This window comes from Aliihoeflea sp. 2WW, assembly GCF_000497755.1.
Taxonomy (GTDB): domain Bacteria; phylum Pseudomonadota; class Alphaproteobacteria; order Rhizobiales; family Rhizobiaceae; genus Aliihoeflea.
This window is the reverse complement of the sequence record NZ_AYOD01000055.1, coordinates 1-12390: the sequence shown is the minus strand read 5'-3', so window position 1 is coordinate 12390 and position 12390 is coordinate 1. Positions and strand designations below refer to the sequence as shown.

At 64.7% G+C, this 12390-nt stretch carries 12 protein-coding genes; 4 read left to right on the top strand and 8 right to left on the bottom strand.

What is annotated here, in order from left to right; genetic code table 11:
- Positions 1-66: 66 nt before the first annotated feature.
- Both ALII_RS0119365 and ALII_RS0119360 read right to left on the bottom strand, forming a co-directional pair.
- Positions 67-801, bottom strand: a complete 735-nt coding sequence (locus tag ALII_RS0119365; protein ID WP_024588871.1) for a glycosyltransferase — start codon at positions 799-801, stop codon at positions 67-69.
- On the bottom strand, positions 779-1726 hold the full coding sequence (locus ALII_RS0119360) for a glycosyltransferase family 2 protein (RefSeq protein ID WP_024588870.1): 948 nt from the start codon (positions 1724-1726) through the stop codon (positions 779-781). Before ALII_RS0119360 ends, ALII_RS0119365 begins: the two co-directional genes overlap by 23 nt.
- A gap of 83 nt (positions 1727-1809) precedes the next feature.
- On the opposite strand from ALII_RS0119360, the gene ALII_RS0119355 reads away from it, so the two are divergent.
- Complete coding sequence (locus ALII_RS0119355) at positions 1810-2613, top strand: glycosyltransferase family 25 protein (protein WP_024588869.1); 804 nt, start codon at positions 1810-1812, stop codon at positions 2611-2613.
- A 1-nt stretch (position 2614) separates the two neighbouring features.
- Here the strand turns inward: ALII_RS0119355 and ALII_RS0119350 are convergent, their stop codons facing one another.
- Positions 2615-3085: an Lrp/AsnC family transcriptional regulator gene (locus tag ALII_RS0119350; protein ID WP_024588868.1), complete on the bottom strand. Its 471-nt coding sequence runs from the start codon at positions 3083-3085 to the stop codon at positions 2615-2617.
- A gap of 252 nt (positions 3086-3337) precedes the next feature.
- Here ALII_RS0119350 and trxB point away from each other — a divergent pair, with 252 nt between their 5' ends.
- Positions 3338-4309 (top strand): thioredoxin-disulfide reductase, encoded by a 972-nt coding sequence (gene trxB, locus ALII_RS0119345; RefSeq protein WP_024588867.1) that lies wholly within the window; start codon positions 3338-3340, stop codon positions 4307-4309.
- 91 nt (positions 4310-4400) lie between these two features.
- Positions 4401-5297, top strand: coding sequence for a LysR family transcriptional regulator (locus ALII_RS0119340; RefSeq protein WP_024588866.1), 897 nt, complete (start codon positions 4401-4403; stop codon positions 5295-5297).
- Positions 5298-5320: 23 nt separating this feature from the next.
- Here the strand turns inward: ALII_RS0119340 and ALII_RS0119335 are convergent, their stop codons facing one another.
- The 4 genes from ALII_RS0119335 to dctP form a co-directional block, all read right to left on the bottom strand.
- Entirely contained in the window at positions 5321-6082 is a 762-nt protein-coding gene (locus ALII_RS0119335) for a prolyl oligopeptidase family serine peptidase (protein ID WP_024588865.1), read from the bottom strand.
- 56 nt (positions 6083-6138) lie between these two features.
- On the bottom strand, positions 6139-7428 hold the full coding sequence (locus ALII_RS0119330; RefSeq protein ID WP_024588864.1) for a TRAP transporter large permease subunit: 1290 nt from the start codon (positions 7426-7428) through the stop codon (positions 6139-6141).
- A complete protein-coding gene (locus ALII_RS0119325; RefSeq protein ID WP_024588863.1) occupies positions 7425-7976 on the bottom strand; it encodes a TRAP transporter small permease subunit in 552 nt (183 codons plus the stop codon). Before ALII_RS0119325 ends, ALII_RS0119330 begins: the two co-directional genes overlap by 4 nt.
- A gap of 69 nt (positions 7977-8045) precedes the next feature.
- A complete protein-coding gene (gene dctP / locus ALII_RS0119320) occupies positions 8046-9104 on the bottom strand; it encodes a TRAP transporter substrate-binding protein DctP (RefSeq protein ID WP_201767732.1) in 1059 nt (352 codons plus the stop codon).
- A 129-nt stretch (positions 9105-9233) separates the two neighbouring features.
- Between dctP and ALII_RS0119315 the strand changes: the two genes are divergently transcribed.
- Complete coding sequence (locus tag ALII_RS0119315) at positions 9234-9995, top strand: IclR family transcriptional regulator (protein ID WP_081719054.1); 762 nt, start codon at positions 9234-9236, stop codon at positions 9993-9995.
- A gap of 316 nt (positions 9996-10311) precedes the next feature.
- On the opposite strand, the gene ALII_RS0119310 is transcribed toward ALII_RS0119315, so the two are convergent.
- Positions 10312-12348, bottom strand: coding sequence for an elongation factor G (locus ALII_RS0119310; RefSeq protein WP_024588860.1), 2037 nt, complete (start codon positions 12346-12348; stop codon positions 10312-10314).
- Positions 12349-12390: the final 42 nt, after the last annotated feature.

Here is a 12390-nt window from a genome sequence, read left to right as displayed (position 1 = left end):
ACGCCGACGCCTCCCTCCCCCTTGTGGGGAGGGATAAAGGGTGGGGGTCACTTCAAGAAAAACCCTTCAACCCTTGTCGAAAAAATACCGTTTACGGCCGAACAGCCGTGACCAGAAGGCGCCGGTGACGCGGCGGTTTTCGTTGGCGCGGGCGGGGTCGTAGACGCTTTTGCCGGAGCCGACGTGGACGCCGACGCCGGGCAATTGGTAGACCATTTCCTTGCCGGCCGCCTTCATGTGCTTCGAGATCGCGCGCTCGTTCTGGAATTTTGCATACGGCCCGTGCTCGATCCAAAGATCCTTGCGCAAGACGCTCGGATAGAACGAAAAGCCGTGCCATTCGCGGTGCGAACGACCCATGTGCATGTAGGGGCGGCCGTCATGGTCGACCTTGCGGCCGAAGATCCGTTGGCGCTTTTTCAGGCCGGTGAAGCGGGCGAAGCAGACGGCGGTGATGCCGGCCGGGTTCGAGTCCAGCACCTTGATGCCGTCGGCGATGTCCATTTCGCCGAGGAAATGCCAGTCGTCTTCCAGATGCAGGATGTAGGGCGTGTCGATCATCGCGTAGATGCGGTCGATCGCCTTGTGCTGTCCGAGGCGAGGATCGTTCAGCACCACTTCGATCTGCGGATAGCGCTCCTGGATGCGGGCGGCGAACTCATGATCGGCGGAATCCTCGACGAGAATGAACCGGCCTGGCTTGTGATGCGCGAGGAAGGTGTCGAGCGAGACGACGAGGAAATCCCACCGGCCGCAGCTCGTCAGGACGGTCGTCACATTATCGGGGATCGTGGTGGTCATGCGTCTCTCCAAGGGCCGATCCTAGCGCGGCGCGCTCGAGCGCCGGCGGATCGGTGCGCAAGGCATGGGCCCGCGCGAGTTTGAGCCTGGTCTTTTCGGGCAGCGGAAGATGGCGCGCAAGCCCAGCCCAAGCGGGCTGGCGCGCGGCCAGTTCCGCTATGGTCAGCAGGCTGCGGTTTTCCATCAGCCGCTTCTTCTTGCGCTCGAAGCGCGGATTGGGCGTTTCGTCCATCTCGTAATTGGCGAAGCCGAGCCCGGCCTTCAAATATTTCAGGTGCCAGTAGGTGATGTCGGCGAAGACGCGCGGATCGGCATGGTGGAAATGTTCGAAGCGCGGATCGTGGCGGAAGAAGGTTTCGGGGCGGACCTCGAACAGGAAATGGTCGCCGGTGCCGACCAGCGGCTCGTGAGCCGGGACGCCGATCGTCCCATCCGCGCCGCGGGCGAGGTTGATACCGGAAAAGCAGAGCGTTTCGGTCAGACGGAATGCGTTCGTCCTGACGCGCGCGGCGAGGCGGGCGAAGCGGTCGCCAATGGCGACATGGTCGTCGTCGAGCTTCATCGCGACGGTGTGCCGGGTCTGCGCGAGTGCGAAATTCGACATGTTGACGAAGCTTGCCGGCGAATCGGCCGCCTCGCGCGCATGGCCCTCGCTGCCGGGCGGGAAGACGCGGTCCGGATAATGGATCACCCGCAGCTTCGGGCCGAGTTCGGCGGCGAGGCGATGGAGAATCGCGTCCGAGCCGTCGGTGCACTGGTTGTGGACGGCGACGATCTCGTCCACCGCATCGGCATGGCTGCGGATGGCGGCTTCGAGAAAATCGGCGCCGTTGCGCACGCGCATGAAGATGCTGATGCCGGGCGTGCGGCGAGCGACGCCGAGGTCGTCGGGCTTGAACCGGTATCCGCTGACGGTTTCGTTCACATGGCCTCGGCTTTGTTTGACGCGGTGTCTAGCGCGGCGCGCGGGACTTGTCATCTGCGCGACGGTTCACTTAGGAAGGCCGTATGCTGGTTCTCGTCATCAATCTCGACCGCGCGCCCGAACGCCTGGCGCATATGGAACGCGAGTTCGCACGCATCGGCGCGACCTTCACGCGGCTGGCCGCGACGGACGGGCAGGCGGGCGATTTCGACAGCCATCTCAATGCGCTGGAAGGACGACGCTTGAGCCGCGGCGAGACGGCGTGCTTCATAAGTCATCGCCGCTGCTGGCAGGCGCTGGTCGAAAGCAACGAGAGCCATGGCGTGGTGCTGGAGGACGATGTGTTTCTCGGCGAAGGCGCCGCGCCGTTCTTTCGCGACGCGGACTGGTTTCCGAAGCAGGCCGGGCTCGTCAAGCTGGAGACGTATCTCGCGCCGACATTCGTGGGCAAGGCACCCGTGACGGCGCTGGATGGGCGCGGGTTGCACGTCCTGACCGGCAAGCATCTGGGCGCGGGGGCCTATGCGCTTGATGCGGCGACGGCGCGGATGCTGGTCGAGGCCAGCGCGACGATCGACCGGCAGGTGGACGATTTCCTGTTCGACCCGCAAGGCGAACCGTTTGCCCGTGCGCGGGTGCATCAGCTCGTGCCGGCGGTGGCGATCCAAGGGCTGAAGCTCGCCAAGCTGCGGCGTCTCGACGGCGATGCGCGGACCTATGAAAGCCACCTCTATGAGGAACGGCTGACGACACGGAAGAAGCTCGGGGCGCTGGCGAAGATCAGGCGGGAAGTGGCCTCTGGGATTTCCAAGGGCGCGATTGCGATCGCGGGGCGGGCGAGGACGCTGTTCGGCGCGACGCGCTGGGGCCTCATACCGTTTCGGTGAGTTATTCGCCGATGGCGGCGAGGCCTTCATCCTTGACCTGGCGGATGGTCAGCGCGGTGCGGACGGTGTCGACATTGGGGGCCGAGGTCAGTTCCTCGATGACGAAGGCCTGGAAGGCGGCGAGGTCCTTTGCGACGCAGTGGAGCATGAAGTCGCTTTCGCCCGAGACCATCCAGGCGCGGCGCACGATCGGCCAGGAACGGGTCTTTTCGGCGAAGGCCTTGAGGTCGGATTCGGACTGGTGGTTGAGGCCGACGAGGCAGAAGGCGACGACGTGGAGGCCGAGGTCTTGCGTGTTGAGGAGGGCGCGGTAGCCGCGGATGACGCCGGCGTCCTCCAGCCGCTTGACGCGGCGCAGGCAGGGCGGGGCGGAAATGCCGACGCGGCGCGACAGCTCGACATTCGTCATCCGCCCGTCCGATTGCAGCTCGGCCAGGATTTTCCAGTCGATGGCGTCGAGATCGGCTTTCATCGCGGGCTCTTTCGATTGCGCACGAATCTTTCGCGCGGACGAAAGGAAATTACCCAAATGGCGAAATTTCGCAATGGCGCGCATGCGACGCTCTGCCGGATTGGCGGGGACAACCGGGCGGGGCATTGTCAACTTGCCGATGCAACTGTGTGAAATGACATTGCCGCCTTGCACGGCACCCATGGTCATACTTAGATCGACGTTTGGTATTTCATGACGCGCCATAGCGCGGTTCTTTCGAGGGGTCTTGCCATGGGCAGCCGTCACGCACCTGTTCTCATCATCGGCTCCGGCCCGGCCGGATACACGGCGGCGATCTATGCTGCGCGGGCGATGCTGAAGCCGGTGCTGATCGCCGGCATGCAGCAGGGCGGCCAGCTCATGATCACGACCGACGTCGAGAACTATCCCGGCTTTGCCGACCCGATCCAGGGGCCGTGGCTGATGGAGCAGATGCTCAAGCAGGCCGAGCATGTCGGCACCGAAATCGTCAGCGATCTGGTGACGGAGGTCGATCTCGACGTTCGCCCGTTCCGCCTGCGCACCGATTCCGGGCAGGAATGGACCGCCGATGCGCTGGTCATCGCGACCGGGGCGCAGGCGAAGTGGCTCGGGCTGCCGTCGGAAGAGACCTATATGGGCTTCGGCGTTTCGGCCTGCGCGACCTGCGACGGGTTCTTCTATCGCGGCAAGGACGTGGTGGTGGTCGGCGGCGGCAACACCGCGGTCGAGGAAGCGCTCTACCTTTCGCATCTGGCGAAATCGGTGACGGTCATCCATCGTCGCGACGAGTTCCGCGCCGAGCGCATCCTGCGCGACCGGCTGATGGCCAAGGACAACGTCAAGGTGATCTGGGACCATGCGGTCGAGGAGATCACCGGCGAGCGGAAGGCGCCGATGCCCCCGTCGGTCACCGGGCTCAAGCTGCGGCACGTGAAGACAGGGGCGATCAGCGAGATGCCAATCGACGGCATCTTCGTCGCGATCGGGCATTCGCCGGCGGTCGAGCTCTTTGCCGGCAAGCTGAAGCAGAAGCCGAACGGCTATCTGTGGACCGCGCCGGATTCGACGGCGACCAACATTCCGGGCGTGTTCGCGGCGGGCGACGTGACGGACGACATCTACCGACAGGCCGTGACGGCTGCCGGCATGGGCTGCATGGCGGCGCTCGAAGCCGAACGCTACATTGCCGAACTGGAGGTTCACCGCGAAGCCGCGGAATAGGCTATCCATCGCGCATCGGATCAGCCCGAAAACCGGGTTCCACTTTTCGGTCCGATGCTCAGTGCCGCCATAAAAATCATACGAGGGGAAAATGGCGCTCGACTGGGATAAATTGCGCGTGTTTCACGCCGCGGCGGAGGCGGGGTCGTTCACCCATGCCGCCGAGACGCTGCGCCTGTCACAATCCGCGATCTCGCGTCAGGTGAGCGCGCTCGAACAGGATGTCGGCGTGGCGCTCTTCCACCGCCATGCGCGCGGGCTGGTGCTGACCGAACAGGGCGAGATGCTCTATCGCACGGCGCACGACGTGCTGATGAAGCTCGAACAGGTGAAGGCGCAGCTCACCGAGACGACCGACCGTCCGTCGGGCGCGTTGCGGGTGACGACGACTGTCGGGCTCGGCTCGGGCTGGCTGACCGAGCGCGTGCAGGAATTCCTCGACCTTTATCCCGACATCCAGCTTCAGCTCGTCCTCGCCAACGAGGAACTCGACCTGACGCTTCGCCAGGCGGACTGCGCGATCCGGCTTCGCCAGCCCCAGCAGCCGGATTTGATCCAGCGGCGGCTGTTCACGGTGCATTTCCACCTCTTCGCCGCGCCGTCCTACATCGCCAAGCACGGCAAGCCAAACTCGATCGCCGACCTCGACAAGCACCGCATCGTCACCTTCGGCGAGCCGGTACCTTCGCACCTTGCCGACATGAACTGGCTGGAGACGGCGGGGCGGCCAGAGGGCTCGAAGCGGATCGCGAGCCTCCAGATCAACAACATCCTGTCGATCAAGGCAGCGATCGAGAAGGGCGCCGGCATCGGCATGCTGCCCGACTACACGATCGAGCAGGGTTCCCCGCTGGTGCAGCTCATGCCGGAAACCGAGGTGCCGTCCTTCGACACTTATTTCTGCTACCCGGATGCGATGCGCAACCAGGTGAAGCTGCATGTGTTCCGGGACTTTTTGATCGCGAAGGCACGGAGCTGGGCTTATTGAGCGGTGGCCAAAAGGCTTCGTGATCAGGTTTTGAGGTGCCGATCGAGAAACGCGAGCAGCAGTTCGAAGTGCCTGTTCTCGGCGTCGCTCCCCGGCGTGTGGTCCTGTCCCTCGTAGAGATGGACTTCCGGCCGGCGGCCGTTGCGTTCGAGACGATCGGCCAGTCGGCGCGTCATATCGGCCGACCAGACACGGTCCTGCGTGCCGTGACTCAGGAAGACAGGGCCGTCATAGCGCTCGATTTCGATTGGCGTGGTCGGGAGTAGCGCATCGGAACTGCCTCGCCAGGTCCAGGCTCGATCCGCCGGGTCCCATGATTGCCAGCCCGGATCGCCGGCATCGCGCCACCGCCGCGCATCGAATGCACCACAAACGACGTCCGAGGGCGCGTGCGCCGCGACTGCGTCCGGCAGGTTCGGCAATCTTTCGCGGGCCATCAGCGAAGTTAGGAGCAGCGCGTGCTCGCCGCCACGGGAGAGGCCGTAAAGTCCGGTCTTTCCGTTCGAGAAGCCGAACTCGCGTAGTGCATCGAGCGCTTCCACTGTCCGATCCAGCGACACGTCGATGATGTTGCCGGCATTCCAGGCATTGCCGTCCTTGGAATATCCGAATGGAAAAGCCAAAAAGCCATGGGCCGCCAGGATCGCTGCGGTTCGATGGCTCCAGCCGGAGAGCGCGCCTTCCGAGCCGTGCAGCACCAGAACCGAAGGAAAAGGGCCGTCGCCGGGCGGCCCATAGGTGGTTCCCCATTCAGGTATGAGGCGTCTGACGATTCCAAGGCTCATCTGTCCTTAAATCCTTCTTGTTGCCAGCCACCCGAGGCAAGCCTGCCAGTACCTCCTTACCGCGCATACACCAATTGCGGCAACCATAGCACGAGTGCCGGGAAGGCGATGATGATGGCGAGGCCGAAGAGTTCTACCAGCGTGTAAGGAATGACCGAGCGGTAGATGTCGCCCATCGTCACTTCCGGCGGTGCGACGCCCTTCAGGTAGAAGAGGTTGAAGCCGAAGGGCGGGGTCATGTAGCCGATCTCCATCATGACGATGAAGACGATGCCGAACCAGATCGGGTCGAAACCGTGCGCCTGGATGATCGGCAGGAAGACCGGCAGCGTGATCAGCATGATGCCGACCGGATCGAGCACCATGCCGAGCAGGAACAGGATCACCAGGATCGCGGCGAGTGCGCCCCATGCGCCGCCGGGGACGTATTCCATCATCTCCAGGATGAAGCTTTGCGCGCCCATCGCATTATAGGCGGTGGAGAAGGCGTGCGCGGCGAACAAGATCCACATGACCATGGCGGTCAGGCGGAAGGTGCGCATGCAGGCTTCGCTCAGCATCTTGAAGGAGAACTGCCGGTTGACGAGCGCGGCGACGATGGCGCCGAAAACGCCGATGGCTGCGGCCTCGGTCGGCGTTGCCAGCCCGCCGAAGATCGAGCCGAGGACGATGACGACGATGAAGATCGGCAAGAGGACCGAGCCGAGCGCGCGCATCTTCTCGCCCCAGTCGCTGCGTTCCTCCGGAGGCAGGGCCGGACCCATATGCGGCTGGATGTAGCAGCGGATCGCGATGTAGAGCGAGACGAGCACCATCAGGAGGATGCCGGGGATGATGCCGGCCGCGAAGAGCTGGCCGACCGAGACGCCGGTGATCAGCGAATAGAGCACCATCAGGATCGAGGGCGGGATGAGGATGCCGAATCCGCCGCCGGCATTGATGGCGCCGAGCGCCAGTTCCTTGTCGTAGCCGCGCTTGAGCATGTTGGGCAGCGCGATCGTGCCCATCGACACGACGGCCGCGCCGGAAATGCCGCACATGGCGGCGAAGAGGCCGCAGATGCCGACCGTGCCGATGGCCAGACCGCCGCGTACGCCGCCCCACCACAGGTGCATCATCCGGTAGAGGTTCTGCGCGACACCGGAGCGTTCGAGCAGCATTGCCATCAAGATGAAGAGCGGGATGGCGATGAGCGTAAAATTGTTCATCGTCGTCCACATGCGCGAAGCGACGATGTAGAAGGCGTCCGGTCCCCAGGTGAAATAGAGGAAGGCCGTCGAGACGCCGCCGAGCACGAAGACGATCAGCGAGCCGAAGAAGAGGACGGTCAGGAGTTCGATGCTCACAGCGTGTCTCCTGCGCCGTCATGGGGCTTGGCGTCGGGAGCGATCGGCTCGCGGCCGGCGACGATGAGAATGTCGTTGGCGAGCTTGACGAGGCCCTGAAGCAGCAGGAGCGCTGCGGAAATCGGGATGATCACCTTCACGGGCCAGACCGGCGGGTTCCAGGCCGATTGCGAGGTTTCCCAGCGCGCGACGGAATCGGCGGCGAGCGACCAGCCCTGCCATAGCAGGACGATCACGAAGACGAAGAACAGGATCGACGTCGCGATGTCGACCGCGGCGCGGGTGCGGCGCGACCAGCGGCCATAGATCAGGTCCACATTCACATGGCCGTTGTTGATCAGGAGGTAGCCGCCGCCCAGAAGCGCATAGACGCCGAAGAGAAGCTGCGACAGCTCGCCGGTCCAGTTGCTCGGCGCGCGGAAGAAATAGCGAAGCAGCACTTCGACGAACAGGAAGACGAACATGAACAGGACGAGATGGGCGGTGATGCGCCCGACCCATTCGTTCAGCCAGGTGATCGCACCTGCGCTCGCGCCAAGGACCTTCATGGCATGATCCGGTAGAATGTGAGGGAAGGGGCGCCGGGCGCTGGGCCCGGCGCGGGCGCGGGAGGGGCCTTATTCGGCGGCGTCCGATTCCTCGGCGCTTGCAGGCGCCCGGCCAAGATCGGCGAGGAATTCCTCGAGCATGTCCATGGCAGCGGCGGCGCGTTCGCCGCGGTCCCGCTCGCGCTGCCAGCTTACCTGCGCGGCCTGCAGCATCTGGTCGCGTACTTCCTGCGGAAGGTCGACGACCTCGACGTCATGCTCGGCCTGGGCGCGGGCGAGTGCGCGCTGCTCGCCGAAGATATACTCGTTGGTTCGGCGCCAGAACTGCTGGTCGAGCGTGTTGTAGAGGATCTGCTGGACGTCCTCCGGCAGCGCGTCGATCGCTTCCTGATTGATGATGAAGGCATCGATACCGCCGACGCTGAGCGGCGGGCGGACATGATATTTGGCGACCTCGTAGAGGCTCATGGACAGCGCGCCCTGGACGGCGCCCCAATGTGCGCCATCGACGACACCCGACGAGAGGGCCTGGTAGAGTTCGGAGCCGGGGATGGCCGAAACCGCCGCGCCGGCATCGGTCAGATAGTTCTGCAAGGTGCCGGACGAACGCAGCGTCAGACCGCGAAAGTCCTCTGGCGTTTCGGGACGGCTGGTCAGCACGAGCTCGTTGGTGAAGACCTTGTCGGTCGAATAGTAGATGCCGTGCTGGGCGGCATCCTCGCGCACCATGTCCTCGAAGCCGAGCGTCTTGAAGAAATACTGCGCTTCCCACTCGTTCTCGAACGCGGCCGGCAGGCCGAAGGCGATGCCGGCCGTCTCCATCTCGCCCATCGCATAGGCCGGCGAAATCGTGCCCATCTGGATGACGCCGCGGCGCACAGCGTTGAAAATCTCGTCGGCGCCGAACAGGCCGCCCGCCGGATGAAGCTCAAGCTTCAGCCGCCCGCCGGTGCGCTCGTCGAGCGTGTCGCGCAGATATTCCAGGCTGTCGGCATAGGAACTCGACGATTGCGGCCAATGCGACTGGACGCGCCAGGTGACGCTTTCCTGCGCCTGCGCGGCAAAGGCACTGACGGACAGAGCCACGGCGACGGCCGGCGCGAGCGCCAGACGGCTGAAATAGGACATTCGCATTTCCTCCACTTCGATCGGGGCCGTGGCCCCCTCGCTGCCCGATCGTCTGCGGCAGCCTCCCAAATTCCGCATTGCGAAATTGACTTTCGCAACAATTCGGTATCCTTGGGGAATGGAGGGGCCATGTCAACCATGACCGAAAAGAACGACCAGCATTCGGCGGTAGAGGCTGTGGACGCCGACGAGGGCGGCGACCGCAAGTTCGTCACGGCGCTCGCGCGCGGCCTCGAAGTGCTGCGCGCTTTCCGGCCGCGCGACGGATTTCTCGGCAACCAGGAAATCGCCGAGCGGACGGGCCTCCCAAAGCCGACCGTGACACGACTGACCTATACGCTCTGCACGCTCGGCTACCTGACGAAGATGCCGCGGACCGGCAAATACCAGCTTGCGCCCTCGGCCATCACGCTCGGCTATTCGGCGCTGGCCAATCTGGGCATACGCCAGATCGCGCGGGCGCATATGGACGAACTGGCCGAGCGGCTCNCGATCACGTTCCAGCTCGACATCGGGTCGGGCATTCCGCTGGCGCAGTCGGCCATGGGGCGGGCGTTGCTATCGGTGATGCCGACGGACGAGCGCGAGCGCGCCATCGCGGCACTGGCGCCGCGTTATGGCGCGGACTGGCCGGAACTCGAGCGCGAGATGCGCGGCGAGATCGAGGCCTGCATCCAGCGCGGCTATGCGATCTCCGCCGGCGCCTGGCGGCCGGGCATCCATGCGGTCGCGGCCCCGCTCGTCGCGGCGGACGGGTCGGGCGTCTATGCGTTCAATTGCGGCGGGCCGCCCTACCAGTTCACCGAAAGCTTCATGCATGAGGAGGTCGGCCCGGCGATTCGCGATCTCGTTCGCAGCGTCGAGGCGGCGCTCAACGGTCGTCGAAGATGATCTTTTTGCGTGCAGGCGAGGATTTTCGGGCAAGGCACAGACTGCCTGCCGATTGAGCCAGATGATGAAGCGATGAACGAAAACAGACGCTTAAATCATCACTCGGCGTCCATGCAAAACTGCATGGGTGCAATGCAAAACGGACTGCTTGATCTTTGGGCATTCAAAGCACATATCACGATCATCTCCCGGGCACGTTCCTCCTCCCATTGGTGCCCGCGAGTGTTCCCCTCTGGAGGTTTCGCCTGAAAAGGCACTTCCATACTTCAAGCCGGATCTTTCGATCCGGCTTTTTTTTGCTCTCATGCAGGGTGCGTCATGCCGCCTTGCCTTGGCTCAGTTCCTCGGCCTGCCGGCCGGTGAGTTCGGCCATGTGGCTGAAGCGCGCCACGTAAGTCGCCGCTCCGGCGGTTGCCGAGCGCAGCTCGACGATCAGATTGCGCATCTCGCCCTGCGGCATCATCGCCTCCACGACATCCCATCCCGCCCAGCCGGGGCGCGCGTCGAAGCCGAGGATCTGCCCGCGGCGCTGCGAGACGATGGCGGTGATGCGGGCGGTCGCGTCGGAAGGGGTAACGATCTCGACCTTGAAGATCGGCTCCAGCATGACGGATGACGCCTCGGCCAGGGCTTCCTTCATGGCAAGGCGGGCGGCCTGCTGGAACGCCATGTCGGAGGAATCGACGTTGTGGTAGGAGCCGTCGGCCAGGTTGACGGCGATGTCGACGACCGGGAAGCCGAGCGGGCCGGTCTTCAGGCTGTCGCGCACGCCGGTTTCGACGGAGGAGAAATACTGCTTCGGCACCACGCCGCCGGTGATCGTGTCGGTGAACTCGAAGCCGGCGCCGCGGGCGAGCGGCTTTATGTCGAGCACCACGTCGCCGAACTGGCCGTGGCCGCCGGACTGCTTCTTGTGGCGCCCGCGTTTCGAGACGGGCTTGCGGATCGTCTCGCGATAGGGGATCGCGGGCTCGCTGGCGGAGATGGCGATCTGGTATTTGTTCTCCAGCCGCTCGATGGCGACGCGCAGGTGCATCTCGCCATGGCCCGACAGGATCGTCTCGCCGCTTTCCTGGTTCTGCTCCATGGTGAGCGAGGGGTCTTCCTGCACCAGCTTCTGCAGGCCGGCGGACAGCTTGACGTCGTCCTTGCGCTCCTTCGAGCGTAGCGCGACGGCGTGGACCGGATCGGCGGGCGGCTGCACCGCGATCGCCGCTGCGCCCCTGGAGGTCGAGATCGTGTCGCCGGTCGCGATCGCGTCGAGCTTGCCGAGCGCCACCGTCTCGCCTTCGCCGGCGGAAGCGATCTTCGCCTGATCCTTGCCCAGCATCCGGTAGATGCCGGAAATCTTGCCCGTCGCGCCCGATGCGCTCCACATGTCGGTGGCATCGCCGACCTGGCCGGCCAGCACGCGGGCGATGGACAGTTTGCCGCCATGCGGCGTGTGGACGGACTTCATCACCATCAGGACGGGCTTGCCTTGCGAAGGAATGCCGAGGCGCTCGCGCGTCGCGGTCACGTCGGGCGCGTCGTGACGGATCGCCTTCAGGAGGCGGAGCACGCCATTGCCGCGCTCGGCGGCGCCGATCAGAACCGGGGTGACGGCGCCGTCGCGCAGATCGGCGGAAAGGTCGTCGAAGATTTCGTCGCGCGGGGGCTCGATCTCCTCAAGCAGGTGCTCCATCAGCGCGTCGTCGTGATCGGCGAGCGTTTCCAGCATCTGGAACCGGGCCTCGAGCTCGGAGGCGCGCTGGTCGTCGGGGATATCGGTGACGGTGCTCGGCGCATGCTCGCGGTAGACATAGGCGCGCTCCAGCGCCAGGTCGATCGAGCCGACGACGATGCCGTTTTCGCGCAAGGGGATTTGGCGGAGGAGAAGCGGGGTGCGGCTCGCCGGCTGTAGCAGCTTCAGCGTGTCGCGCACGCCGGCGGACGCCTTGTCGATCTTGTTCAGGAACAGCATGCGCGGCAGGCCGAGATCGTCGAGCTGGCGCAGGATCAGTTGCAGCGCGGGGATCTTCTTCTCGTCGGGCTCGGCGACGACGATGGCGAGGTCGCATGCGCTGAGGACCGGCACCGCCTCATAGGCGAACTCGCCGGAGCCGGGGCAATCGATGAAAGTCAGGCTCTCGCCCATGAACTCGGTGGTGGCGATCGTCGCTTCGACGCTCATCGCGTGGGCGCGGGCCTCGGGCGAAAAATCACCGACCGTCTGGCCGGCGGCGCCCTGGCGGGGGATCGCGCCGGTGCGGGCGAGGATCGCTTCCAGAAGCGTGGTCTTGCCGCTTGCGAAGGGACCGACAATGGCGATGCATTTCGGTCCCGTGCGTCGTTCTCCGGCGCGTTTACCCATGGTCCGACCTCCCGTCTGAAGCGCTTCCTGCGCCATCGGCGG

Coding starts and splice junctions, on each gene's coding strand:
- ALII_RS0119325 (WP_024588863.1), bottom strand. CDS start 7,976: ATGAAGGTCCTTGGCGCGAGCGCAGGTGCGATCACCTGGCTGAACGAA.
- dctP (WP_201767732.1), bottom strand. CDS start 9,104: ATGTCCTATTTCAGCCGTCTGGCGCTCGCGCCGGCCGTCGCCGTGGCT.
- ALII_RS0119350 (WP_024588868.1), bottom strand. CDS start 3,085: ATGAAAGCCGATCTCGACGCCATCGACTGGAAAATCCTGGCCGAGCTG.
- ALII_RS0119310 (WP_024588860.1), bottom strand. CDS start 12,348: ATGGGTAAACGCGCCGGAGAACGACGCACGGGACCGAAATGCATCGCC.
- ALII_RS0119355 (WP_024588869.1), top strand. CDS start 1,810: ATGCTGGTTCTCGTCATCAATCTCGACCGCGCGCCCGAACGCCTGGCG.
- ALII_RS0119365 (WP_024588871.1), bottom strand. CDS start 801: ATGACCACCACGATCCCCGATAATGTGACGACCGTCCTGACGAGCTGC.
- trxB (WP_024588867.1), top strand. CDS start 3,338: ATGGGCAGCCGTCACGCACCTGTTCTCATCATCGGCTCCGGCCCGGCC.
- ALII_RS0119335 (WP_024588865.1), bottom strand. CDS start 6,082: ATGAGCCTTGGAATCGTCAGACGCCTCATACCTGAATGGGGAACCACC.
- ALII_RS0119340 (WP_024588866.1), top strand. CDS start 4,401: ATGGCGCTCGACTGGGATAAATTGCGCGTGTTTCACGCCGCGGCGGAG.